Genomic DNA, 25,968 nt, shown 5'->3' on the forward strand with positions numbered 1-25,968 from the left:
CGGAAGGACTCCTCCCCTCAATGGGCATTTACATACTCCGCAGGCTGGCCCTGATTATCCCGACCCTGGTCGGGATAATGCTGCTGAATTTTATCATCGTGCAGGCGGCGCCCGGCGGGCCTGTAGAACAGCTGATCGCTGAAATGGAAGGCCACGGCGGCAGCGCCCTGGCCCGGGCCGGTGGTGGAGACACCGGCGGCGAGGTGGCGACCGGCTCTTCTGACAGCCGGGGTTCCCGGGGCCTGCCACCGGAACTGCTGCAAGAAATCGAGGCAATGTACGGCTTCGACAAACCGGCCCATGAACGTTTTCTGATGATGTTAAAGGACTACGCCACCTTCGATTTCGGCGAGTCTTTCTTCCGGGACCGTACGGTCATCGAACTGATCATCGATAAAATGCCCGTTTCGGTATCCCTGGGGCTCTGGTCTACCCTCATCATCTATCTAATCTCTATTCCCCTGGGTATTCGCAAAGCGGTCTCGGACGGCTCGCGCTTCGACGTCTGGACCAGTTCCGCCATCGTGGTGGGCTATGCCATTCCCGGCTTCCTGTTCGCCATCCTGCTGATCGTACTGTTTGCCGGTGGCAGTTACTTCGACTGGTTCCCGCTGCGGGGGCTGACCTCTGCCGATTTCGATCAGATGACCTGGTACCAGAAGATTGGTGACTACTTCTGGCACCTGGCCTTGCCGGTAACCGCCAACGTCATTGGCGGTTTTGCCACCCTGACCCTGCTCACCAAGAACTCCTTCCTGGATGAAATCGGCAAGCAGTACGTGGTCACGGCCAGGGCCAAGGGCCTTGAGGAAAAACAGGTGCTTTACGGCCATGTATTCCGTAACGCCATGCTGATTGTGATTGCCAGCCTGCCCGGGGTACTGGTGTCGCTGTTCTTTACCGGCTCCCTGCTGATTGAAGTTATCTTCTCCCTGGACGGTCTGGGCTTACTGGGTTTCGAGGCCGCCCTCAATCGCGATTACCCGGTCATCTTTGGCACCCTGTATATCTTCACCCTGATGGGCCTGGTCCTGAAGCTGATCAGCGACATCACCTACGTGCTGGTGGACCCCCGTATCGACTTTGAAAGCCGGGAGGGTGCGTAGTGCCAACACTCTCTCCCATACAGAAGCGACGGCTTCGTAACTTCAAGGCCAACCGGCGCGGCTACTGGAGCCTGTGGTTGTTCCTGCTGCTATTTGGCCTGTCCCTGGCCGCCGAGCTGATCGCCAACGACAAGCCGTTGATGGTGTCCTATCAGGGCGACTGGTATTTCCCGGTAGTACAGAACGTGCCGGAGGAAACCTTTGGCGGCTTCCTGCCCACCGAAACGGACTACCGGGATGATTTTATCGCCGGGGAAATCAACGCTAACGGCTGGATGATCTGGCCGCCAATCCGCTTCAGCTACAACACCATCAACTACGACCTCGACGTACCGTCACCAGCGCCCCCCAGTGCCGAGAACTGGCTGGGTACCGATGACCAGGGCCGGGATGTCGCCGCCCGCGTTATCTACGGGTTCCGAATTTCCGTGGTGTTCGGCCTGACCCTCACCATTGCCAGCTGTATTGTGGGCGTAATCGTGGGCGCCATTCAGGGCTATTACGGCGGTAAGGTTGACCTGTTCGGGCAACGGTTCATCGAAATCTGGTCCGGCCTGCCCATGCTCTACCTGCTGATTATCCTGTCGGCTATCGTTCAGCCCAATTTCTGGTGGCTGCTGGGCATCATGCTGCTGTTCAGCTGGATGGGGCTGGTGGATGTGGTGCGCGCCGAGTTCCTGCGGGCCCGAAACTTCGAATACGTGAAGGCTGCCCGAGCCCTGGGCCTGGAGAACCGTCACATCATGTTCCGGCACATACTGCCCAATGCCATGGTCGCCACCCTCACCTTCCTGCCCTTTATCCTGACCGGTGCCATTACCGGCCTGACCTCACTGGATTTCCTGGGCTTCGGCCTGCCGTCCGGGTCGCCATCCCTGGGGGAACTGATCGCCCAGGGCAAGTCCAACCTGCACGCACCCTGGCTGGGCATTTCGGCGTTCGTGTCTTTGTCCGTAATGCTGACCCTGCTGGTGTTTACCGGTGAAGCCGTGCGTGATGCCTTTGACCCGAGAAAGAACTGATATGAGCGAACTACTGAACATCTCGGGGCTTTCCATCCGTTTCGACAAGGGCCCGCTGGTGGTGGATGACCTGTCCCTATCCATTAACAAAGGCCAGACCCTGGCGCTGGTGGGTGAAAGCGGTTCCGGTAAGTCGGTTTCCGCCCTGTCGGTACTGCGCCTTCTGGACGAGCGCCACGCCGACTATCCGTCTGGCAGCATCACCTATCAGGGCGAAGACCTTCTGAAGGCCCCGGAAAAACGGTTGCGGCAAATCCGGGGGCGGAAGATCAGCATGATCTTCCAGGAGCCCATGACGTCCCTGAACCCGCTGCACACGGTAGAGAAGCAGATTACCGAAACGCTGGAACTGCACATGGGCCTGCGGGGCGAGCAAGCCCGGGCGCGATGCATGGAACTGCTGGCGCTGGTGGGCATTCCGGAACCGGAACGTCGCCTCAAGAGTTATCCGCACCAGCTTTCAGGTGGGCAGAAGCAACGGGTCATGATTGCCATGGCCCTGGCCAACGAGCCGGAGTTACTGATTGCAGACGAACCCACCACCGCTCTGGATGTCACCGTACAGAAGCAGGTGCTGGAACTGCTGAAATCCCTGCAGCAGAAGCTCGGTATGGCCATGCTGCTGATTACCCATGATCTGAGCCTGGTGCGCCGGTATGCCGATAACGTGGTGGTTATGGAGCGCGGCAAACGGGTCGAAGAAGCACCGGTCGCCACCCTGTTTGAATCGCCATCCCACCCCTACACCCGCAAGCTGATTGATGCGGAGCCACCGGAACACCCGGTTGCGGCAGAAACCGGCGGCCCTGAGCTGATCAAAGTCGATAAGCTGAACGTGCACTTCCCCATCAAAAAGGACCTGTTTGGCCGGGTAAAAGAGAGCTACCACGCCGTTCGGGACGTGGCTTTCACAGTGCGCCCCGGGGAAACCCTGGGCATTGTCGGTGAAAGCGGCAGTGGCAAGACCACCATCGGCCACGCGTTGTTAAAGCTCACCGGCGCAACCGGCAACATCCAGCTGGGTGGCACCGACATCGGCAACCTCACCCAGAAAGCCTTCCGGCCCTGGCGCAAGCGTATCCAGATTGTGTTCCAGGACCCGTTCGGCAGCCTGAGCCCGCGCATGTCCATTGCCGAAATTGTCGGCGAAGGCCTGACGATTCACGACCCGGACAACCAGGACCAGCACGAAGCCCGTGTCATCCGCGCCTTGCAGGATGTCGGCCTGGACCCGGAAGCCAGGCACCGATACCCCCATGAGTTCTCCGGAGGGCAACGCCAGCGCATTGCGATCGCCCGTGCCCTGGTTCTGCAACCTGAGCTGATTATCCTGGACGAGCCGACATCCGCGCTGGACCGAACCGTGCAGAAACAGGTGATCGAACTGTTGCGGGATATACAGCAGCGATATCGGTTAAGCTATATCTTTATCAGCCATGACCTGGCCGTCGTCCGGGCATTGAGCCACAAGCTGCTGGTGCTCCATCATGGCAGCATCGTGGAGTACGGCGATGCGGAGAAGATCTTCCGGCAACCGGAACAGCCGTATACCCGGGAATTGCTGAACGCAGCCTTCTTCTACCAGACTACGACCAATTGACCGTTACCCGCGTGTACCCCGGTCGGGGATAATACGCGCAAATCACAGGAACACAGGGAGCAGATACCCATGGGAATTCTCAGTGGCAAGAAAGCACTGATTGTTGGCGTAGCCAGCAAGCATTCCATCGCTTACGGCATTGCCGAGGCGTTTGCCCGTGAAGGCGCCGAACTGGCCTTCACCTACCAGAACGAAAAGCTGCAGTCCCGCGTTGAGAAATTCGCGGAACAGTGGGGCAGCACCATCACCCTGCCCTGCGATGTCGCCAGCGACGAGCAAATCGAGAATGTGTTCACCGAGCTGAACAAGCACTGGGACAACATCGACATCATCATCCACGCCGTTGGCTTTGCCCCGGCCCACGAGCTGAACGGCAACTATGTGGATGTCACCACCCGCGAAGGCTTCAAGATTGCCCACGACATCAGCTCCTACAGCTTCGTAGCGCTGGCCAAGGGTGCCCGCAAGATGATGCACGAAGGCAGCAGCCTGCTGACCCTGAGCTACCTGGGTGCCGAACGTGTCCTGCAGAACTACAACGTGATGGGCCTGGCCAAGGCCTCACTGGAAGCCAACGTCCGTTACATGGCCGCCAGCCTTGGCGAAGAAGGCATCCGGGTGAACGCGATTTCTGCCGGCCCGATCAAGACCCTGGCCGCCTCCGGTATCGCCAGCTTCCGCCGTATGCTGAGCGAGAACGCCAAGCGCGCTCCGTTGCGTCGTAACGTGACTACAATTGAAGTCGGTAACGCCGCTGCGTTTATGTCGTCTGACCTGGCCTCCGGTATCACTGGCGAGGTTCTGTACGTAGACGCCGGCGCCAATATCTCCGGCATGGGTTCGCTGGACGACTGAGCACCGCCGTTGAAAAGCACTGCCAAATAACGCAGACTAACCAGCTCACCGGCGGGCGGACAACCGCCTGCCGGCACCATTTGCGTTAATCTTCAGTCACCGGGGAAGCACTACAAGATGTCGGGCAAGAAACTGGAAAACCTGAACGTGGCCAGCCAGGAACCACTGATCACTCCTGAAGCCCTGAAAAGCGAACTGCCGCTTTCAGATACCGCTGCAGAAACCGTGGCCAACGGCCGTCAGGCAATCTACGACATCATGGACGGCAAAGACCACCGTCTGTTCATTGTAGTTGGCCCCTGCTCTATCCACGACGTGGACGCTGCCCGGGACTATGCCAACCGACTGAAGAAACTGGCCGACGAAGTCAGCGATACCCTGCTGCTGGTGATGCGGGTTTACTTCGAAAAGCCGCGGACCACCGTTGGCTGGAAAGGCCTGATCAACGATCCGCACCTGAACGATACCTTCGACATCGAACAGGGCCTGCACATCGGCCGTCGCCTGCTGCTGGATATCAATGAACTGGGCCTGCCAACGGCAACCGAGGCGCTGGATCCGATTTCTCCGCAGTACCTGCAGGACACCATCGCCTGGTCTGCTATCGGAGCCCGTACCACGGAATCCCAGACCCACCGGGAAATGAGCAGTGGCCTGTCTATGGCTATCGGCTTCAAGAACGGCACCGACGGCAGCCTGGATGTTGCTGTTAACGCCATGAAATCGGTCTCCCATCCTCATAGCTTCCTGGGCATCGACCAGCAGGGTAAAGGCGCCATCATCCGCACCAAGGGCAACAACTACGGTCACGTAGTACTGCGCGGTGGCGGTGGTAAGCCCAACTACGATTCTGTGAACGTTGCCCTGTGTGAGCAGGCGCTGGAGAAAGCCAACCTGCGCAAGTCCATCATGGTGGACTGCAGCCACGCCAACTCCAGCAAAGACCCGGCCATCCAGCCGCTGGTAATGCAGGACGTTACCCACCAGATCCTGGAAGGCAACAAGTCTATCCAGAGCCTGATGGTGGAAAGCAACATCAACTGGGGCAACCAGTCTATTCCGGAAAACCTGGCAGACCTGAAGTACGGCGTGTCGGTAACCGACGCATGTATCGACTGGGAAACCACCGAGAATGCGATCCGCACCATGCGGGAAAAGCTCAAGGACGTACTGCCCAAGCGAATCGACTGATTCGATTCGCAAGGCATAAAAAAACCGGGCCCATTCAGCTCCGGTTTTTTTTTATGCCTGATGTTTGGCCAAACTCAATATGGCTCGGGTTGTACGCCCAGCCAGTCCAGGCGGTTGCGCAGGGTGACCACCTCGCCAATAATCACCAGCGTGGGCGCGGCCACTTCCCGGTTTTCGATGATACCCACGATGGTCTCCAGCGTACCGGTAATGACTTCCTGCTCCGGCGTGGTGCCCTTTGACACCAGTGCAACCGGCATATCCGGCGCCATGCCGTGGGCGATCAACTCCCGACTGATAATCGGCAGGCCCACCAGCCCCATGTAGAACACCAGGGTCTGGCTGGTCTGCACAAAATCAGCCCAGGGCAGATCACAACTGTCGTTCTTCAGGTGGCCGGTAATAAACCGGACCGACTGGGCATAGTCCCGATGGGTCAACGGAATTCCCGCGTAGGCCGAACAACCAGAGGCGGCGGTGATACCCGGCACGACCTGAAACCGCACCCCGGCCTGGGCCAGGGTTTCGATTTCCTCGCCACCACGGCCGAAGATAAACGGATCGCCGCCCTTCAGGCGTACTACCTTATGCCCTTCACGGGCCAGGTCCACCAGGCGCTGGTTAATCTGATCCTGCGGCAGGGTATGGTTAGCACGCTGCTTGCCGACATGGATCTTCTCGGCAGTTTCCGGAATCAGGGCCATGATTTCCGGTGACACCAGGCGGTCGTACAATACCACTTCCGCGTTGGTAATCAGCCGCCAGGCTTTCAGGGTCAGCAACTCGGGGTCGCCGGGCCCGGCGCCCACCAGGGCAACCTCTCCGGCAGAGTTGTTCGGGTTTTCGGTAATCGGATTCGCCCGATACCTTGGTGCGGCAGAGGCCACACCAATCGCTCCTGGCGATGGAGTACCTTCTTTATTCTGGCTCATTGGATTCTGTCCAGGCCTCTCATATACGGCTTCAGCACTTCCGGAACGAGGATGCTGCCGTCCGCCTGCTGGTAGTTTTCCATCACCGCAATCATGGCGCGGCCTACCGCCAGGCCGGAGCCATTGAGGGTGTGTACCGGCTCCGGCTTGCCGGTTTCCGGGTTGCGCCAACGGGCCTGCATACGGCGAGCCTGGAAATCGCGGGTATTGGAGCAGGACGAAATTTCACGGTACTTGCCCTGCCCCGGCAGCCACACTTCCAGGTCGAAGGTCTTGGCCGCAGAGAAGCCCATATCGCCGCCACACAGGGTCATTACCCGGTACGGCAATTCCAGCAACTGCAGCACTTTCTCGGCGTGGCCGGTGAGCTGCTCCAGCGCCTTGGCGGAGTCTTCCGGGCGCACCACCTGAACCAGCTCTACCTTGTCGAACTGGTGCTGGCGAATCATGCCCCGCACGTCACGGCCGTAGGAGCCGGCTTCGCTGCGGAAACAGGGTGTGTGGCAAACCAGGCGCAGCGGCAACTCCGCATCATCCAGAATGGTGTCAGACACCAGGTTGGTGGCCGGCACTTCCGCCGTCGGAATCAGGTACAGCGGGTTGTCACCGGCGGTACGGAACAGGTCTTCCTCGAACTTCGGCAACTGACCGGTACCAAACAGGGTATTGGCATTCACCAGGTAAGGCACATAGGCCTCGGTGTAACCATGCTCTTCGGTGTGCAGGTCGAGCATGAACTGGGCCAGGGCCCGGTGCAGACGGGCCAGCTGGCCGCGCATAACGGCAAACCGGGAATGGGCCAGCTGGCTGGCTTTCTCGAAATCCAGGCCTTTCAGGTCTTCACCCAGTGCCACGTGATCTTTCGGCTCAAAGTCGAATTCCCGGGGCGTGCCCCACAGGCGGGTTTCGACGTTGTCGTCTTCATTCTTGCCCGCCGGAACGTCTTCGTCCGGCAGGTTGGGAATTCCGGCGAAGAAGGCATTCAGGGATTCCTGGACAGAACGCAATTCGTCTTCCGCTTCAGCTTTCTGGCGCTTCAGGTTGTCCACTTCCTCCAGCAAAGGCTTGATATCCTCGCCAGATGCCTTGGCCTTGCCGATGGACCTGGAACGCTTGTTCTGCTCGCTCTGCAGTGTTTCCGTACGAACCTGGATGGCTCGGCGGCTTTCCTCTAACCGTTCGAATGTAGCCACATCAAACTCGAAGTTCTTAATGGCCAGCCGGCGGGCGATTTCTTCAGTCTGGGTACGGACACGTTTCGGATCGAGCATGATCTTCCTGAATTTTCCGGTTAACGAATGAATTAGAATATAGCGGCATTATACCTGCCGCAGTGCTGCTGACCACCTTCAGCCCTGCGCCCGGCATAAATTCAGTAAACCGGGAGTATCAATAGCGCTTTTTCGGGCTTTGGGCATCCAGGGCGTCGAGCCGTTGGCGTTTTTCGGCCAGCTTGATTTCCAGCCCGCGCATCACCGGTTCGTAATAACGGCGCTGGTGGATGGCTTCCGGCAGGTAGGATTCGCCGGCGGCGAAGGCATCCGGCTCGTCATGGGCGTAACGGTATTCCTCGCCATGGCCCATGCTTTTGAGGAGCTTGGTCGGGGCATTTCGCAGGTGTACCGGCACTTCATAATCCGGGTCTTTGCGAATGTCGGCCATGCACTGGTTGTAGGCCTTGTAGACCGCATTGCTCTTGGGCGCCATGGCCAGGTAGGTAACCGCCTGGGCCAGGGCCAGTTCCCCTTCCGGAGAGCCGAGCCTTTCCTGTGCATCCCAGGCCTGCATGGTGATCTGCAGCGCCCGGGGGTCCGCGTTGCCGATATCCTCGCTGGCAATCCGCACCAGCCGCCGCGCCACGTAGAGGGGATCGCAACCGCCGTCGAGCATCCGGCACAGCCAGTACAGGGAGCCATCCGGGTTGGATCCGCGTACGGATTTGTGCAGAGCGGAGATCTGGTCGTAGAACACGTCGCCGCCCTTATCGAAGCGGCGCAAACTGGTTTGCAGCACCTGTTCCAGGGTGGCGGCGGTAATGCGACTGGATTCGGGGCCTTCCGGGTCTGCCAGGTCGGCCGCGACTTCCAGGATATTCAGGGCGCGGCGGGCATCGCCACCGGCGGATTCGGCCAGGGTCTCCAGTACGTCTTTGTCAATCAGCAGTCTGCCGCCAAAACCGGCATCACTGGTGAGCGCCCGGTGCAGGAGTTGCAGGATGTCATCCCGCTCAAGGTTTTTGAGCACGTAAACCCGCGTGCGGGATAACAGGGCGCTGTTCAGCTCGAAGGAAGGGTTTTCCGTAGTGGCGCCCACAAAGATGAAGGTGCCATTCTCGATATGCGGAAGAAACGCGTCCTGCTGGCTTTTGTTGAAGCGGTGTACTTCATCCACAAACAGCAGGGTTTCGCGGCCCTGGGATTGTTTGCGATTGCGGGCCCGCTCCACCACTTCGCGGATTTCTTTCACCCCGCTAAGTACGGCAGACAGGGTTTCATAGGAAAGCTCGCCAACATTGGCCAGCAACCGGGCAAAGGTGGTTTTGCCCACCCCGGGCGGCCCCCACAGGATCATGGAGTGCAACTGGCCCTGTTCTACGGCCCGGCGCAGGGGCTTGCCGGGACCAACGAGGTGCTTCTGGCCTACGTAGTCATCAAGGGTTGCCGGCCGCATGCGGGCGGCCAGCGGCTGGAAACCGGCTTCAGTCTGAAACAGGCTGTCCTGCATCAGACGCCGTCCCGGATAACATCAACCTCCTCCGGGTATTCCAGCCGGAAGGCGCTGCGTTCAATGTCTTCGTTCAGGCGGATCTCGTCAAAGCTGAGAATGCTCATCTGGGACAGGGAATCCTCCATGCGCATTTCCTGCAGCTCACCATCGTAGAAGCTCAGGCGCAAAGAGGTGAACAGCGAATCGGCGCTGCGGGGCTCCAGGGTAAACTCCCGGGTATCTTCCCCGATACTGCGACCGGACACCCTGTAGCTTTCATTCAGGTTACCCACCTCGCCACTAAGCAACAGCGCCGGAGTAGTCTGGATACGGTCATCCAGGGTATGGATGGTCACCTGCTCCAGGTCCGGATCGTAAACCTCCACTTTTTCACCATCACTGACAATAAACTGGGACAGCGGCGCACCGGTTTCCCAGTAGAACAGGCCCGGGCGCTTGGCCTTCAGGTTGCCCCGGGTTTCCTGCACGCGGCCACCGCTGGAGTCCACCACAATCTGGATAAACCGGGCCTGGTAGGTTTCGTAGCTGCGCAACATGGCGGACAGCTGCTCTGCCGCTTTCAGGGATTCCTGCTCGCTGTCAGCCAGGGCCGGTGCTGCCGAGCCAAGGGCCGCCACCAACGCAAACCCGGCCAGCAGTGATCTGATCATAGTAGCCTTCAAAGCACCTAGCATAGTTGATCTCCTAGTCTCGTGGCGGCGGGGGCGCCAGCACTTCACGTGCGCCATTGTGTCCCGCCGGACTGACCACACCGGAAGCTTCCATGGCATCCACCAGATTGGCGGCCCGGTTGTAGCCGATTTTGAATTTACGCTGCACCGACGAGATCGACACCCGCCGGTTTTCTGTGACAAAGGCCACCGCCTCGTCAAACAGGGCATCCCCTTCGTCTCCACCGCCCCCTTCCGAGAGGGTTGGAACGCCCGGCAGGTTCTCACCCTCGGCGCCATTAAGGACGTCGTCCACGTATTCCGGCTCGCCCCGGGCTTTCCAGGCGCTGACGACCCGATGCACTTCGTCATCGTCCACAAAGGCACCGTGAACCCGAACCGGCAGGCCGGAGCCCGGCGGCAGGTACAGCATGTCACCGTGGCCCAGCAGCTGCTCTGCCCCGCCCTGGTCCAGTACTGTGCGTGAGTCGATCTTGGACGACACCTGGAACGAAATCCGGGTCGGGATGTTGGCCTTGATCAGGCCGGTAATCACGTCCACCGACGGCCGCTGGGTGGCCAGGATCAGGTGGATACCGGCCGCCCGGGCTTTCTGGGCGATACGGGCAATCAGCTCTTCCACCTTTTTGCCGACAATCATCATCATGTCAGCGAATTCGTCGATCACCACCACGATAAACGGCAGGGTGTCGAGTTCCGGGCGTTCCTGCTCGTCATTGGCCAGGTATTCGTCCGGTTTCCAGAGCGGATCCAGCAAAGGTTCGCCTTCGGCGCGGGCGTCCTTCACCTTCTTGTTGTAACCGGCAATGTTTCGCACACCCAGATTCGCCATCAGGCGGTAGCGGCGCTCCATTTCGGCCACACACCAGCGCAATGCGTTGGCGGCTTCTTTCATGTCGGTTACGACCGGGGCCAGCAGGTGGGGAATGCCGTCATAGATGCTCAGTTCCAGCATCTTCGGGTCTACCATGATGAAGCGAACTTCTTCCGGAGTAGCCTTCAGCAGCATACTCAACAGCATGGCATTCACACCCACAGACTTACCGGAACCGGTGGTACCGGCCACCAGCAGGTGCGGCATCTTGGCCAGGTTGGCCACCATGGGGTTGCCACCGATGTCGTTACCCAAGGCCAGGGTCAGCGCAGACGACGATTCGGTGAATACCCGGGCGCCCAGCACCTCGCTCAGGCGCACGATTTCCCGCTCTTCGTTCGGTATCTCGATACCCACTACGGATTTTCCGGGAATCACTTCCACAACCCGAACGCTGAGCACCGCCAGGGAGCGGGCGAGGTCTTTGGCCAGGTTGGAAATCTTGCTGACTTTCACCCCGGCCGCAGGCTTGATCTCGAACCGGGTAATGACCGGCCCGGGGTTTACTTCTACAACCTCGACGGACACCCCGAAATCGGCCAGCTTTTCTTCCAGCAGGCGGGACATGTGTTCCAGGGATTCCTCGGAGTAGCCTTTTTCTTTGTGCTCTTCGGCCGGGTCCAGCAGGGAAATGGGCGGAATCGGGCTCTCGATGTCCTCGAGTAGCGACGCCTGCTTGTTCGAAGCCTTCTTGTCCGACGGTTTCTGCTCGTCTTTCTTGAACGGAGAAATCTTCAGGGACCGGCTGGCTTGAGGAGCCGGTTTGTCGGAGCTGAGAGCCGGCTCGGGCCGGGGCTCGTCGACTTCACGGGAGCTGAAGCTTTCCAGCTGCACCGGTTCCGGGTCTACATTGGCAAGGCCCTCCAGCCCGGGTTCTTTACGGACTTTCGGTGCAGGCGCCTTCTGCTCTTTGTTGGCGACCTTGGCGCGGCGGCGGAACAGACGGTTCCACCAACGCCCGGATTTTGGTTGGGTGCTGTCCGGACCTTCATCAGCCACCTTGTCCCGAATAACCGGCGGCTCGGGTTCCGGCTTTGCGGGCCGTTCGGGTTTCTCGGCTTTGTTACCCGCGCGGGTAAACAGCGCCTTGAAGGCCAGCCCGGCCTTCAGGGTTAAGGCCCCCACCTGGTCCATCAGCCGGAACCAGGACAAACCAATGGTGACCGTCAGGGCAAACAGGAAGATCGCAATCAACAGCAGTGTGGTGGCTGGCAAGTTAAAGAAGCGCACCATGGCTTCCGACACCGCCATGCCCATGACACCACCGGAGGATTCCCCCAGCCCGAACACCGAATACAGTGACAGCAGGCTGGTGGCAGAGAGCAGGATCAGCAGGAAGCCACCGAAGCGCACCATGAACAACGGCCAGTGCAAATCCAGTGACTGGTTACGCAGGCGAATAAGCATGACTGCATAACCGGCAATCATGGCAGGAAACAGCCAGGAAACGTGGCCGAAGAAATCCATCAGCAGGCTGGCCAGCCAGGCGCCGGTACGCCCTGCGTAGTTCTGTACGCTGGTGTCGTGGCCGATACTGGCCCAGCCGGGATCAGACGGGCTGAAGGTAAACAGGGCCATGGCCAGATAGATGCAAAGCACTATCAGGCCGATGACAGCCCCTTCACGGGCGCCCTGTGCCATCAGGCGGCGAAAGCGTTTCTGTTTTTCCGTCAGCTCGGCTGATACTGCTTTTTTCGCTTTAGCGGATTCCGCCATGAATGCCCAAACCGTCAGTGAGTTTAATCTTTCAGTGCCTGAAAACCTCGATCCAGATCGGTTTTCAGGTCATCTATGGCTTCTATGCCAACAGACAACCGAATCAGGTTTTCGGTGATGCCTGCCTTGGCCTTGTCTTCCGGCGCCAGCCGCCCGTGGGTGGTGGTTGCCGGATGGGTGATGGTGGTTTTCACATCGCCCAGGTTTGCGGTGATGGAAATCATCCGGGTGGCATCGATAAACCGCCACGCCTGCTCCCGCCCGCCTTTCACCTGGAACGACACCACACCGCCAAAGCCGTCTTGCTGGCGTTTGGCCAGCTCGTGCTGGGGATGGCTTTCCAGGCCGGCATAGAACACCTTTTCAACCTCCGGCTGCTGTTCCAGCCAACGAGCCAACTCTAACGCATTGGCACAGTGAGCTCGCATACGAATCGGTAAGGTTTCCAGGCCCTTCTGGAACACCCAGGCGTTGAACGGGCTCATGGTGGGGCCGGCAGAGCGGATGAAACCGTAAATTTCGTCCAGGTACTTTGCCGGGCCAACAACCACGCCGCCGACACAACGGCCCTGACCGTCCAGGTACTTGGTGGCCGAATGCACTACCAGGTCTGCGCCATGTTCCAGCGGGCGCTGGAGCACCGGGGTGCAGAAGCAGTTATCAACCACAAACAGGGCATCGTTGGCATGGGCCAGTGCCGACAGTGCAGCAAGATCGGCCACATCGCACAAAGGATTCGAAGGGGTTTCGATAAACAGCATGCGGGTTTCCGGCCGCACCGCGGCCTGCCACTGCTCCATATCGGTCAGGGACATAAAGGTGGTTTCCACCCCGAATTTCGCCATGTACTTCTGGAACAGCACGTTGGTGGTGCCGAACACGCCCCGGGAGCAAATCACATGGTCCCCGGCTTTCAGCAGCGCCATACAGGTGCTGAGAATCGCCGCCATGCCGGAGGCGGTGGCGACGGCTTTCTCGCCGCCTTCCATCGCCGCAATCCGGCCTTCGAAGGCCTGCACCGTGGGGTTGGTAAAGCGGGAATAGATGTTACCCGGCTCCTCGCCTCCAAAGCGCGCCGCCGCCTGGGCGGCACTACCGTAGACAAAGCTGGATGTCGGGAAAATCGCATCACTGTGTTCCAGCTGCCCGGTACGGATCTGCCCTGCCCTGACCGCCAGGGTGTCCACAGACATGCCGTCAAGATCCGATTCCGGAATCCAGAGCTGTTCTTCGCGGCCGTAAGTCATCGGGTTCTCCTAGTGCTGGCGTCAGTCTTCATCATTGTGCAGGTCGATAATACCGTTATCTTCGTCCATCACCTGGCCACCGGAACGCTTGGTGTCGTTGCGCTGGTCTTCCAGGCGCGCCAGGTAGGCGGCATCGACATCACCGGTCACGTATTCGCCAGTGAATACCGAACATTCCCAGCCATCGATATCATCGTTAACGTCGTCCACACAGGCCACCAGGTCTTCAAGGTCCTGGTATACCAGCCAGTCAGCGCCAATCAGGCCGCGAACTTCCTCAACCGTGCGGTCGTGGGCAATCAGTTCATTGGCAGACGGCATGTCGATGCCGTACACGTTCGGGTAGCGAACAGGGGGCGCGGCCGAGGCAAAGTAAACGTTGCGGGCGCCGGCGTCCCGGGCCATTTGTACGATTTCCTTACAGGTGGTGCCGCGAACAATGGAGTCGTCCACCAGCATCACGTTCTTGCCGCGGAATTCCAGGTCAATCGGGTTCAGCTTCTGGCGCACGGACTTCTTGCGCATCTTCTGGCCCGGCATGATGAAGGTACGGCCGATGTAACGGTTCTTGATGAAGCCTTCGCGGTACTTCACGCCCAGCTGGTAAGCCATCTGCATGGCAGAGGTACGACTGGTGTCGGGAATCGGAATCACCACGTCGATGTCATGTTCCGGGCGTTCGCGCAGCACTTTATCTGCCAGCACTTCACCCATGCGCAGGCGGGCCTTGTACACAGATACGCGGTCCATGATGGAATCCGGGCGGGCAAAGTAAACGTGCTCGAAAATACAGGGGTATAGCTTGGGCGCCTCGGCGCACTGCTCGCTGTAGAGGGTGCCGTCGGTTTCAATATACACCGCCTCGCCCGGTGCAATATCCCGCACCATGGTGAAGCCGGCGGCGTTCAGGGCCACGCTTTCAGAAGCGATCATGTATTCCTTCTGGCCGCTTTCGTTCTCGCGCACACCGTAGCAGGCCGGGCGGATACCGTTGGGATCACGGAATCCGACAATACCGTAGCCGGTAATCATGGCGATAACGGCATAGGCACCGCGACAGCGCTTGTGCACGGCCCGCACCGCCGAGAAGATCTCATCCTTGGTGGGGTTCAGCTTGCCCTGCTTCTGCAGTTCGTGGGCGAACACGTTCAGCAGGACTTCGGAGTCTGAATTGGTGTTGATATGGCGCAGGTCGGTGCGGAACAGGTCCTCGGCAAGGTCGTCGGCGTTGGTGAGGTTGCCGTTATGGGCCAGGGTAATACCGTAGGGGCTGTTCACATAGAACGGCTGGGCTTCTGCCGAGCTTGAGCTGCCGGCAGTCGGATAACGGACATGGCCGATGCCCACGTTACCCACCAGGCGGCGCATGTGCCGGGTGTGGAATACATCCCGAACCAGCCCGTTGTCCTTGCGCAGGTAAAACCGGTTGTCCTGGAAGGTCACAATTCCCGCCGCATCCTGGCCACGGTGCTGAAGAACGGTCAGCGCATCGTAAAGCAGCTGATTAACGTTGGAAGTACTGACAATACCGACAATGCCACACATGGCTGGGCAACTCTCCGAGTGTTAGAACTGAATGTTATCGGGATGCAGACGCGGGTTGCACGTCTTCGATTTCGTTAGCAGGTACGGGTTGTTCCTGCGCTTTGTCTGCCGGCCCGAGAAAACGGGCAAATTCATCCCCCAGTGTCCGGCGTGACCAGTCTTCGACTACTGCAAGCCGGTCAATCATCACTGAGGTTTTCCACCAGGTATCCTGTGCCAGCGGCGTGTATCGGGTAAATGCGATAGCGACGATAACCACCACCACGCCCCTCAGCAGGCCAAACCCCATGCCCAGCACCCGGTCTGTCGCGGACAAACCGGTGGCCCGGACCAGATGGCCGATCATGTTATTGATGATCGCACCGATAATCAGGGTGCCGAAAAAAAGAATCGCGAACGCGGCGATCAGCCGCACTAACGGTGTTTCAACCGAAGATTCCAGCAGCGATTGCATCTGGGGGTGAAAGGTTCGGGCGATGATAAACGCGCCAATCCAGGTTACCAGCGAAAGGGCTTCTTTTACGAAGCCACGCTTGAGACTGATAACCGTGGAAACTGTAATGAGGGCAATGATGACCCAGTCAATCCAGATCAGCGTTTCCATGAACATCCCGGTGTAGAAAAGGAAACGCGAATTCTATCAGGAAACCGCACCGCACCAAACTGCAGAGTGCCCAAAACAGCGGTTGATTTCCGGCGCTGGCGGATTATTTACCGCCAGTGGTCACCAGGCTGTTCAGATTGAATTCCTTGTCGAGTACGGCCTTTGCCTTCTTCGCTTCAGCTTCGCTCACAAAGGGGCCACTGAACACGCGGGTCAATTCGGTGTCGCCACGGGTCACTTGCTGCAGGTGCGCTCCGTACTTCATCTCGATTACCTTGTCCCGCAGGCGACGGGCATTATCGGCGTTGCCGAAGCTGCCAAGCTGGACAATCCAGGCTCCCTCAAGGGTTTTGGAGAACTCCTTGGGTTGCTCGGGCTCACTGACACTGGCCACCGGTTCGGTTGCCTGCTGTGGCTCTGGCGCTTGCTGTGGTTCTGCCTGCGAAGCTGTTTGCGCAGGAGTTGCTTCCGTAGCTGTTTGAGAAGCTGGCTCTTCAACTGTTTCCGCTACCGCAGCATCGGCCTCTGCAGGCTCTTCAACCATTCGGTAACCGACGCTCGAATCGTCTGTTTCAGGCTCTTCGAAATTCCGGGCGTCCGGCTCGGCCGGCATATCCACTTCCGGGAACGGTGGCTCTTCAGGGATGGTGATCGGTGTGGACTGACGTTCCGAGTGCGGCTCATCAAAAATCATCGGGACAAAAATAACCGCCAGTGAAATCAGTACCAGCGCGCCGATTATCCGTTGCTTCAATCCATCCACCGTTGACGGCTCCCGTTCATTATCCGTTCACCACGATACTAACCGCCACCTGCGCCAAGTCCAAGCCCACCGCACGGGAATGGACAAAGTTTAAGAACCGGCACCCGCCAACTTCGCCCGGGCCTCGGCAACGGTATAGAAAGAACCGAACACCACGATACAGTCATCCGGACGGGCATTGGCGATAGCCGCATCCAACGCCTGACTGACCGAGCCATAGCCCTCACCATCGGTGATGCCACAGGCGCGCGCATGGGAGACCAGCTGGTCAACGGCGAGGCCACGGGGAACGTCCAGCCCGGCGAAATACCACTGATCGGCCACAGACTTCATCGCCGTCATCACGCCTTCTACGTCTTTATCTGCCAGTGCCGCATAGACCGCATGCACCTTTGAGCCTTTACGGCGACCAGCCGAGACCTGCCCGGAAAGCCAGCGCGCCGCGTGGGGATTATGGCCAACGTCTGCCCGCAAAAACGGACTGCTGCCCAGCAGCTCAAATCTCCCGGGAACACTGACCGTTCGGGCAATATCACCCAGCGATGACGGCGCCACATCTGGCAGTAACTTATGAGCCAGCACAACCGCTGCGGCAACACTTTGTACCGGCAGGGGGCCGGCCGGAAGCTTGATTTGGTCACCCGCCACGGTCAGTTCAACGGTATTGGCATCACCATTGGCCTGTGCCAGCTGGTAATCCCTTCCGGTTACCTGAAGGTCCACTTTCTGCGCGGCCGCTTGCTGCAAAACCGAAGCTGGCGGCTCCGGGTCGGCACACACGGCAAAAATTCCGGGCCGTAAAATGCCAGCCTTCTCAAAACCGATCACTTCCCGGTTATCACCCAGAAAGCCGATATGGTCGATATCAATGGAGGTAATGACTGCGAAATCAGCATCGAGCACGTTCACGGCATCAAGCCTGCCGCCCAGGCCAACCTCGAGTATCCAGTCTTCCACGCCGGCATCGGCAAATGCGACAAACGCAGCCAGGGTGCCGAACTCGAAATACGTCAGGGATTCCTTGCCCCGGGCTTCTTCCACTTTCTCGAAAGCGCTCACCAAGACCGGGTCTGAAATATCTGTGCCATTCAGGCGAACCCGTTCGTTGTAGTCCTGGAGATGCGGAGAGGTGTAAGCCCCGGTGGTGCGGCCCGCTGCCAGCAACAGCTTTTCCAGGGTGGCAACTGTGGTGCCCTTGCCATTGGTACCCGCCACGGTAATGATCCGGGCATTGGGCTTGCGCGGGAACAGGCGGCGAAGAACCACCAGAACGCGGTCCAGGCCAAGGTCGATTTCGGTAGGATGGATGGCTTCAAGCCAGTTCAGCCAGTCCTGAACGGAAGCCCCGGCGCCGGGGCTGGATGCCGGCGCCGGGGAGGGATCAATGCCCGGAGGGTTCATCTGTATCGGGTTTCTCGGTGATTTCGAATTCGATCGGAGCCTCGGTCCCCGGCTTCTCACCACCGGTGAACTTGGCCAGCAGGTGGGCAATACGCTCACGCATGTTATGACGGTGCAGGATCATGTCGATGGCACCGTGCTCCAGCAGGAATTCGCTGCGCTGGAAGCCTTCCGGCAGTTTCTCACGCACGGTCTGCTCGATAACCCGCGGGCCGGCAAAACCGATCAGCGCATAGGGCTCGGCAATGTTCAGGTCGCCCAGCATGGCCAGGCTCGCAGACACGCCACCGAATACCGGGTCGGTGAGCACGGAAATGTAGGGAATCCCCTCTTCCTTCATGCGCTCGAGGACCGCAGCGGTTTTCGCCATCTGCATCAGCGACAGGATCGCCTCCTGCATACGGGCACCACCACTGGCAGAGAAGCACACAAGGGGAATACGGTGTTCCAGGGCCACATTGGCAGCCTGGACGAACTTCTCACCCACAACCTGGCCCATGGAACCGCCCAGGAAGTTGAACTCAAAAGCGCAGGCAACCAGCGGAACACCCATGGTCGTGCCTTTGAAGGCCACCAGTGCGTCTTTCTCGCCCGTGGCTTTTTGGGCTGCCGACAGGCGATCCTTGTAACGCTTGGTGTCTTTGAACTTCAGGCGATCGGAAGGCTCGAGATCCGCAGCGATTTCCTCACGGCCGTCTTTGTCCAGGAAGATATCCAGCCGACGACGGGCGTTTACCCGCATGTGGTGGTTACACTTCGGGCAAACGTCGAGATTCTTCTCGAGCTCCGGCTTGTACAGGAAGGCGCCACACTTGGGGCATTTTTTCCACAAACCTTCCGGCACGCCGGTACGCTGCCGTGATTCCGAGCGAATCTTGCTCGGCATGATCTTTTCCAGCCAGTTACTCATGCTTTCATCCTGTCCTTTGATGCCTGGACGCCGTTAACTCAGGAGAGACTGTCCAGAGCCTCGCGCATCGGGTGCAACAGATCGGTCAGGGCCTTACGAAGACCGTCCGGATCTGTCTGGTGTCGGGCTATTGTATCCACCAGCACGCTGCCAACAATTACACCATCGGATACTCTGCCTACTGCGGCGGCAGTTTCGGCATCACGGATACCAAAGCCGACACCTACCGGCAGAGCGGTCAGTTCGTGCACGTGTGCTACTTTCCGGGCAACTTCGTCGACGTCAATGGTGGCAGAGCCGGTCACACCCTTGATAGAAACATAGTACACATAGCCGGAAGAGTGCTCACTGATTGCCCTGATTCGCTCATCCGTGGTGGTCGGCGCCAGCAGGAAGATCGGATCCAGCTTGCGTTCGGCGAACAGCGGGGCCACCTGATCCGCCTCTTCCGGCGGCAGGTCTACCGTCAGCACGCCATCAAGGCCCGCATCGGCAGCGGCATTGGCGAACGCCTCATAACCCATGGCTTCCATGGGGTTGAGGTAGCCCATCAACACGACCGGCGTGTCAATATCGGTTTTCCTGAACTCTTTCACCATACCCAGCACATCGCGCAGCGACGTGTTGAACTTCAGCGCCCGCTCACAGGCCAGCTGGATAACCGGGCCGTCTGCCATCGGATCCGAGAACGGCACGCCCAGCTCGATGATATCGGCACCGGCCGCCACCAGTGTGTGCATCAGGCCCACGGTCTGATCCGGGTGCGGATCACCGGCCGTGATATAGGGGATCAGGGCCTTCCGGCCCTGCTCTTTCAGTGATTTCAGTACACCTTCAATTCGGCTCATGCCTGCTCCTGATACCTTCAGATCTCGATGCCATCCAATTGGGCAATGGTGTGAATATCTTTGTCGCCACGACCGGAGACATTGATGACCAGCATTTGGTCTTTGTCCATAGTAGCAGCCAGCTTGAGGGCGTAGGCCACCGCATGGGCAGACTCCAGTGCCGGCATGATACCTTCAATACGGGTCAGTTTACGGAAACCGTCCAGCGCTTCTTCGTCGGTTACCGAAACGTAGTTGGCGCGGCCAATATCCTTCAACCAGGAATGCTCGGGCCCTACGCCCGGATAGTCCAGGCCTGCGCTGACCGAATGGGTGCCGGCAATCTGGCCATTTTCGTCTTCCATCAGGTAAGTACGGTTACCGTGCAGTACGCCCGGGCGGCCGGCACACAGGGGTGCGGCATGCTGGCCGGTTTCAATGCCCAGGCCACCGGCTTCCACGCCGTAAAGCTCAACAGATTCGTCGGTCAGGAACGGGTAGAACATTCCGATTGCGTTCGAACCACCACCCACGCAGGCTACCAGGGCATCCGGCAGTTTGCCGGTTTTCTCCAGCGACTGGCGACGGGTTTCACGGCCGATCACAGACTGGAAGTCGCGCACCAGCAACGGGTACGGATGCGGGCCAGCCACGGTGCCGATGATGTAGAACGTCTCATCCACGTTCGCTACCCAGTCACGCATGGCATCGTTCATGGCGTCTTTCAGGGTTTTGGTACCACTCTCAACGGCATGCACCGTGGCACCCAGCAGTTTCATCCGGTACACGTTAAGGGACTGGCGCTTGACGTCTTCAGAGCCCATAAACACGTGGCATTCGAGACCCAGACGGGCACACACGGTAGCCGTGGCCACACCATGCTGGCCGGCCCCGGTTTCCGCAATAATGCGTTTCTTGCCCAGGAAGCTGGCCAGCAACGCCTGGCCGATCGTGTTGTTCACCTTGTGGGCGCCGGTGTGGTTCAGGTCTTCCCGTTTCAGCCAGATCTGGGCACCACCGGTTTCACGGGTCAGGCGCTCGGCAAAGTAAAGAGGGCTTGGGCGGCCTACATAATCAGCGAGATCCTTGTCGAACGCAGCCTGAAACTCAGGGTCGTCTTTCAGGCGCAGATACTCCCGCTCGAGCGTCATCAGGGAGTCCATCAGGGTTTCCGATACAAACCGGCCACCAAAGGCACCGAAGTGGCCTTTCGCATCAGGAAGCGCCTTGAGCATTTCTTCAGTCAGTTTTACAGACACGGTGAACCTCTTTAATGAATTCGGATAGTTTGGTGGCGTCTTTCCTGCCTTTACTCTGCTCTACCCCACCACTCACATCGACAGCCCAGGGCCGTACCTGCTCGATAGCGCTGGCTACGTTAGCAGATGACAAACCACCGGCCAATATCAGGGGCAGCGGCCGTTGTTCCGGAATCAGCTGCCAGTTGAAGGAATGACCTGTACCGCCGTAACGGTCCGGATCCCAGGCATCCACCAGCAGACCACAGGCATTCTGGTAGTCCACGAAGGCCTGTTCGATCTGGCCGGCTTCCTGAACCCGGACCGCTTTAATCCAGCGCCGGCCGAAAGAGGCGCAGAATTCCGGCGTTTCGTCGCCGTGAAACTGCAGCAAGTCCAGCGGCACCTGTTCAAGCACCTGTTTGACGAACGCTGGCTCCGGATTAACGAATAGTCCGGTCAGCGTGACAAAGGCCGGAACCCTGGCCGCAAGTTGTTTTGCCTGCTCTGCAGAAACAGCCCGGGGGCTCTTGTCGAAAAACACCAGGCCAATGGCATCTGCACCGGCGCGAATGGCCGCTTCCACATCCTCTGGCCGGGTCAGGCCGCAGATCTTAACGCGGGTTGTCATGATTCCGTTACCGGCTGTTTCGGGTGAATATGGCTTGGCGGAATGGGCTGGTTCCCCTCGGCTGAAAACCAGGGACTGGCGAAACCGGGCCCGCACAGGGCTTTCGGAATACCATACCCGTCAGGATACCCCACATCCACCAGATAAAGCCCGTGTGGCGGTGCAGTGACCCCGGCAAGCTTGCGATCCCTTGCCTCAAGCACGTCGCCAACCCACTCCACCGATTCCTTTCCTGTGCCCACATCCATCAGGGCACCGGCTATATTCCGAACCATATGGTGCAAAAACGCATTGGCCTGCACATCAATTACGACATAACTGCCGCTTCGGGTTACCGAAATCCGCTCCATGTAACGCACCGGCGTACGGGACTGGCAGCCGGCTGCCCGGAATGAGGTGAAATCGTGCTCGCCAATAAGCGCCTGGGCGGCCTGGTGCATTCTGTGCTCGTCCAGCGGGCGAAAGTTCCAGCTCACCTGCCCGCGCTGGATTCCCGGCCTGACCGCATGGTTGTAAATGATATACCGATAGCGGCGGTAAACCGCAGAAAAACGGGCATGGAAGTCGTCAACCCCGTTGCCGGCCCAGTGCACGGCAATGTCGTCGGGCAAGGCAGTGTTCATACCCATCACCCAGGACCGGAGGTTGCGTACCGAGGGAGTATCAAAATGGGCAATCTGAAAACTGGCATGCACCCCGGCATCGGTCCGGCCGGCACATACCAGGTCCACCGGATGATCAGCCACCTTTGCCACAGCCTTTTCCAGTTCGGCCTGCACTGATCGCACACCGCTTTTCTGGAACTGCCAGCCATGGAAGCGCCGGCCGTCGTACTCGAAGGCAATGGCAACACGGCCGTTACCGATGGCGTTGTCTGTGGTCAGGGGTTGTGGAGTAAGAAACAAGGGTCAGCCCGGAATGATGTCTTCTGAAAAACAAAGCGCCGGCACAAAGGCCGGCGCTGTTGCCACGATGGAACTGATTATAACGGATCAGGAAAGATTTTTAAGGAGCTCCTGCGCCTCGGCTTTCTGATCATCGTTACCTTCCAGTGCAACTTCCTCCAGGATGTCACGGGCACCATCGCTGTCACCCATCTCGATGTAGGCACGGGCCAGGTCGAGCTTGGTGGCAGCCTCATCGGTGCCGGCCAGGAAATCGAAGTCGTCGTCTTCAAGATCGCTTTCGTCGATATCCAGTCCGGTAGCGGGAGTAATCGCCTCGTCTGACGCGCCCTCTTCCGGGATTTCCGGAACTTCTGCGTCAGTGTCGGACGCCTCAGCCTCAGGTTCAGGATCAACATCCGGCAAGTCGCCAAGAGGTTCTTCTTCGGTCTCCAGTTCCTGCAGGGCGTCTTCAAGGCCCAGTTCTTCGTCGACCTCCGGGCTCTCGCTGTCTTCAGAGAATTCTTCCATCAGGGCCAGGTCTTCGTCGGAAACGTCCAGTTCCAGCTCTTCAAGGGAAGAATCTTCAAGGTCCAGCTCTTCCAGGGAGTCATCCTCGCTGGATACTTTCTCCAGCTCGGCATCCAGCTCGTCCAGGAAGGATTCGTCCAGCGACTCGCCCTCGAGGCCGAGGTCGATCTCTTCTTCAGCAGGCTGCTCGGAATCCAACTGGTCCAGACCGGCATCTTCAGCGTCCAGCTCGAAATCGGAGAGATCGAATTCAACGGAATTGTCGTCTGCATCGGTTTCGAGTGAGCTGTCGGATTCCAGCTCGCCGAACTCGTTTTCTTTCACTTCATCGGCAGCGGCTTCAAATTCATCCGCCTTGAGCTCGTCAGACAGGGACCAGTCTTCTTCCGGCTCCTGCTCCGGTGTCTCGAAAGAAAGCGCCTGCCCCGGTTCGTTATCCGCCAGACTGAAGGAATCAGAACGCAGCTGGGACTCCAGGTCATCAATGCTGGGCATGGACTCCGCTTCGCCCAGACGGCCGCGAATGGCTTCCGCTTCCTGCAGGGCGGACTCGTCTTCCAGTGCCGCCACTTCACCGTACTGCTTCTCGAAGGCATCACGATCCTGGTTATCTGCATAGACAGACAACAGCTTCAGGCGCAGGTCTGCGCGGCTGGGCTCGCGGGAAATTGCGGTTTCCAGGACTTCGATGGCCTGGTCGTTACGACCGTAGGCAATGTAGGTCTCGGCTTCTGTCAGCGCATCGGCAGTTTCTTCCTGGTCGCTGCCGGCAACAGCCGCTGCGGGGCCAAGGTCTACCGAATCATCTGCCGAATCGTCTTCACCACGATTGAACTCATCGTAGAAATCCTTCTCGCGCTTGGCGTTTTTACGAGCCACCAGTAGCAGAAGCAGGAGCAACAGAATCAGGCCACCACCCAGAGCAATCTGGTACATCGGGTTGCCCAGAACCGTGTCCATGAACTGACCGAAGAAGCCCTTCTCTTTGGCAGGCGCAGTCTGAGAGGGCTTGGGCTGGGCCCTGGATTCTTCCTGAGCCGGAGCTGCAGCCGCTGCAGGGGCGTCGTCGGCTTCAGCAGCTTCTGTCGCTTCTGCAGACTCGGTATCAGGCTGTGCAGCCGTATCAGCACCCGCTACGTCAGCCTGACCAGAACCAGATGCATCGGCTTCGGCCTCCGCGGGAGCCTCGGCGTTTTCACTCTCACCTTCAGCAGCACTGGCTTCCGCTTGCTCGCCGTCACCAGACATTGCGGCAGTCGTGTCCGCGCTGCCTTCAGCCATGCCAGCCTCAGTTTCAGCACTTTCACCTTCCTGGGCCTCAGCACTTTCACCTTCCCGGGCCTCAGCGCTTTCGCCGGCCTGAGCCGCCGGTTCTTCTGCGTCAGCAGACTCCGTAGCCGCGGTGGTTTCACCCTCAGCATCGGCGTCCGCACCTGCGGCACCGGCCTGGGCACTGTCACCCTCGGCCGCGAGCGCAGCAGCAGCTTCTTCCTGGGTCATACCCTGAAGTTCTGCCAACTGGCTGTTCTTCAGCTCGAGCAGGCGTTGCAGGGTCTGAACCTGTTCCTGCATATCCTGCAGGCGACTGGACAGCTCTTCGTTTTCACGACGAGTCGCATCCAGCTCTTCCATGGCAACGGCATTACCGGCGTCTGCACCGCCAGCCTGTTCGCCATCTCCACCGGCTGAACCGCCTTCGTCATCGGTACGGGGAGACGTTTCTTCCTCGGCTACCAGCAGTTTCAGTTCGTCGGTGCCGTCGGCACCGGCTGTGCCAGCTGCCTGTGCCGGAGCGGATTCCGCCTGGGCGGTACGGGTTGCATCAACAGGGCGTGGAGACTGGAATTCCTCGTTCTGTCGGGCAACAACACGATTGGCCTCGGCTTTGGTGCGGCTCTGGATCTGATCAAGGGTAGGAGCACGAAGTACCTGCCCGCGTTTCAGCTTGTTGATATTGCCGTCGATAAACGCATCCGGATTAAGATCCTGTATAGCCAGCATCATTTGCTGCATGGACACAGAACTATCCGGCCTCATGCGCTGGGCAATCATCCAAAGCGTGTCAGACGGTCCGGTCGGACCAAAGGTGTCAGGCTGGTAGCCCCGGGCCGGCGCACGCTGTACAGCCGCCTCGCGACGAATCGATTCCGGACTGCGAGTCGTGGTTTGACGTGCCGGCGCAGATGCCGCCGACGATACAGGGGTGCTCACCTGCTCCTGAACACCTGATTCCTCGGCATAGATCGGGGGATCAACCAGAACCGCATACTCCCGCATCAGGCGACCGTTGGGCCAGGTCAGTTCCAGCAGGAAGTTCAGGTATGGTTCACGCACCGGCTCACGGGACGACACGTTAATTGCAAGGTTGCCATCGGAGCCCGTTACAACCTCGAACTTGAGTTTGCTCAGAAACTGGTTCCGTTCCAGGCCAACTCGTTGATAAGCAGCCTCCGGTGCCACATTGACGAATACATCACCCGGATCTACACCCGCACTCTGTCTGAGTGAGATTTCTGCGTCCAGAGGCTCATTCAGCCAGGACTGCAGTTCGATTTCACCGAGTCCCAGGGCCTGTGCCATGCCGGAGCCAAGCCCTCCCGCCAGCGCCAGGGCAACCGCAAGCTTGCGTACCTTCATGCTTTTTCCTTTCCAGTCTCCGTTATTCGTTACTGCTGACTTTCAACAGAATCGGA

19 protein-coding genes and 3 pseudogenes are annotated in these 25,968 nt (G+C 59.0%); 5 read left to right on the forward strand and 17 right to left on the reverse strand.

What is annotated here, in order from left to right; translation table 11 throughout:
- The first annotated feature begins 20 nt into the window (after positions 1-20).
- The 5 genes from H3Z84_RS11610 (at position 21) to H3Z84_RS11630 (ending at position 5,774) form a co-directional block, all read left to right on the forward strand.
- Positions 21-1,106 (forward strand): microcin C ABC transporter permease YejB, encoded by a 1,086-nt coding sequence (locus H3Z84_RS11610; RefSeq protein WP_199457568.1) that lies wholly within the window; start codon positions 21-23, stop codon positions 1,104-1,106.
- Entirely contained in the window at positions 1,106-2,128 is a 1,023-nt protein-coding gene (locus H3Z84_RS11615; protein WP_058340863.1) for an ABC transporter permease, read from the forward strand. Before H3Z84_RS11610 ends, H3Z84_RS11615 begins: the two co-directional genes overlap by 1 nt.
- A 1-nt stretch (position 2,129) precedes the next feature.
- Positions 2,130-3,728: an ABC transporter ATP-binding protein gene (locus tag H3Z84_RS11620; RefSeq protein ID WP_094624041.1), complete on the forward strand. Its 1,599-nt coding sequence runs from the start codon at positions 2,130-2,132 to the stop codon at positions 3,726-3,728.
- Positions 3,729-3,797: 69 nt separating this feature from the next.
- Positions 3,798-4,583 (forward strand): enoyl-ACP reductase FabI, encoded by a 786-nt coding sequence (locus H3Z84_RS11625; RefSeq protein WP_199457569.1) that lies wholly within the window; start codon positions 3,798-3,800, stop codon positions 4,581-4,583.
- 117 nt (positions 4,584-4,700) lie between these two features.
- A complete protein-coding gene (locus H3Z84_RS11630) occupies positions 4,701-5,774 on the forward strand; it encodes a 3-deoxy-7-phosphoheptulonate synthase (RefSeq protein WP_199457570.1) in 1,074 nt (357 codons plus the stop codon).
- A 74-nt stretch (positions 5,775-5,848) separates the two neighbouring features.
- Here the strand turns inward: H3Z84_RS11630 and cobA are convergent.
- The 17 genes and pseudogenes from cobA to H3Z84_RS11710 all read right to left on the reverse strand — a co-directional run.
- Positions 5,849-6,664: pseudogene (cobA, locus tag H3Z84_RS11635) on the reverse strand (uroporphyrinogen-III C-methyltransferase); the annotation flags it as partial.
- Positions 6,665-6,702: 38 nt separating this feature from the next.
- Positions 6,703-7,977 (reverse strand): serine--tRNA ligase, encoded by a 1,275-nt coding sequence (gene serS / locus H3Z84_RS11640; protein ID WP_199457572.1) that lies wholly within the window; start codon positions 7,975-7,977, stop codon positions 6,703-6,705.
- 118 nt (positions 7,978-8,095) lie between these two features.
- Positions 8,096-9,430: a replication-associated recombination protein A gene (locus tag H3Z84_RS11645; protein WP_199457573.1), complete on the reverse strand. Its 1,335-nt coding sequence runs from the start codon at positions 9,428-9,430 to the stop codon at positions 8,096-8,098.
- On the reverse strand, positions 9,430-10,083 hold the full coding sequence (lolA, locus tag H3Z84_RS11650) for an outer membrane lipoprotein chaperone LolA (RefSeq protein WP_199457574.1): 654 nt from the start codon (positions 10,081-10,083) through the stop codon (positions 9,430-9,432). The genes H3Z84_RS11645 and lolA overlap by 1 nt, the downstream gene beginning before the upstream one ends.
- A 34-nt stretch (positions 10,084-10,117) precedes the next feature.
- A pseudogene (locus H3Z84_RS17370) lies at positions 10,118-11,776 on the reverse strand (DNA translocase FtsK); the annotation flags it as partial.
- Between the two features lie 381 nt (positions 11,777-12,157).
- Positions 12,158-12,694 (reverse strand): annotated as a pseudogene (locus H3Z84_RS17375) (DNA translocase FtsK 4TM domain-containing protein); the annotation flags it as partial.
- A 23-nt stretch (positions 12,695-12,717) separates the two neighbouring features.
- On the reverse strand, positions 12,718-13,941 hold the full coding sequence (locus H3Z84_RS11660) for an O-succinylhomoserine sulfhydrylase (protein ID WP_199457576.1): 1,224 nt from the start codon (positions 13,939-13,941) through the stop codon (positions 12,718-12,720).
- Positions 13,942-13,962: 21 nt separating this feature from the next.
- Positions 13,963-15,486, reverse strand: a complete 1,524-nt coding sequence (purF, locus tag H3Z84_RS11665; RefSeq protein ID WP_199457577.1) for an amidophosphoribosyltransferase — start codon at positions 15,484-15,486, stop codon at positions 13,963-13,965.
- Positions 15,487-15,520: 34 nt separating this feature from the next.
- Positions 15,521-16,090 carry a CvpA family protein gene (locus H3Z84_RS11670; RefSeq protein ID WP_058340852.1) on the reverse strand — a complete coding sequence of 190 codons (570 nt, stop codon included), beginning with the start codon at positions 16,088-16,090 and terminating at the stop codon, positions 15,521-15,523.
- Positions 16,091-16,193: 103 nt separating this feature from the next.
- Complete coding sequence (locus H3Z84_RS11675; RefSeq protein WP_199457578.1) at positions 16,194-16,853, reverse strand: SPOR domain-containing protein; 660 nt, start codon at positions 16,851-16,853, stop codon at positions 16,194-16,196.
- Between the two features lie 90 nt (positions 16,854-16,943).
- On the reverse strand, positions 16,944-18,254 hold the full coding sequence (folC, locus tag H3Z84_RS11680; protein ID WP_199457579.1) for a bifunctional tetrahydrofolate synthase/dihydrofolate synthase: 1,311 nt from the start codon (positions 18,252-18,254) through the stop codon (positions 16,944-16,946).
- Positions 18,235-19,164 (reverse strand): acetyl-CoA carboxylase, carboxyltransferase subunit beta, encoded by a 930-nt coding sequence (gene accD, locus H3Z84_RS11685; RefSeq protein WP_094624051.1) that lies wholly within the window; start codon positions 19,162-19,164, stop codon positions 18,235-18,237. Before accD ends, folC begins: the two co-directional genes overlap by 20 nt.
- Positions 19,165-19,202: 38 nt before the next feature.
- Positions 19,203-20,012 (reverse strand): tryptophan synthase subunit alpha, encoded by an 810-nt coding sequence (gene trpA / locus H3Z84_RS11690; protein ID WP_199457580.1) that lies wholly within the window; start codon positions 20,010-20,012, stop codon positions 19,203-19,205.
- Between the two features lie 17 nt (positions 20,013-20,029).
- Complete coding sequence (gene trpB / locus H3Z84_RS11695) at positions 20,030-21,226, reverse strand: tryptophan synthase subunit beta (protein ID WP_213016952.1); 1,197 nt, start codon at positions 21,224-21,226, stop codon at positions 20,030-20,032.
- A 4-nt stretch (positions 21,227-21,230) separates the two neighbouring features.
- Positions 21,231-21,860 carry a phosphoribosylanthranilate isomerase gene (locus H3Z84_RS11700; RefSeq protein WP_199457581.1) on the reverse strand — a complete coding sequence of 210 codons (630 nt, stop codon included), beginning with the start codon at positions 21,858-21,860 and terminating at the stop codon, positions 21,231-21,233.
- Positions 21,857-22,765 carry a tRNA pseudouridine(38-40) synthase TruA gene (gene truA / locus H3Z84_RS11705; protein WP_199457582.1) on the reverse strand — a complete coding sequence of 303 codons (909 nt, stop codon included), beginning with the start codon at positions 22,763-22,765 and terminating at the stop codon, positions 21,857-21,859. Before truA ends, H3Z84_RS11700 begins: the two co-directional genes overlap by 4 nt.
- 87 nt (positions 22,766-22,852) lie before the next feature.
- Complete coding sequence (locus H3Z84_RS11710; RefSeq protein WP_199457583.1) at positions 22,853-25,912, reverse strand: FimV/HubP family polar landmark protein; 3,060 nt, start codon at positions 25,910-25,912, stop codon at positions 22,853-22,855.
- Positions 25,913-25,968 lie beyond the last annotated feature (56 nt).

This window comes from Marinobacter sp. bablab_jr003 (assembly GCF_016464245.1).
GTDB lineage: Bacteria > Pseudomonadota > Gammaproteobacteria > Pseudomonadales > Oleiphilaceae > Marinobacter > Marinobacter vinifirmus.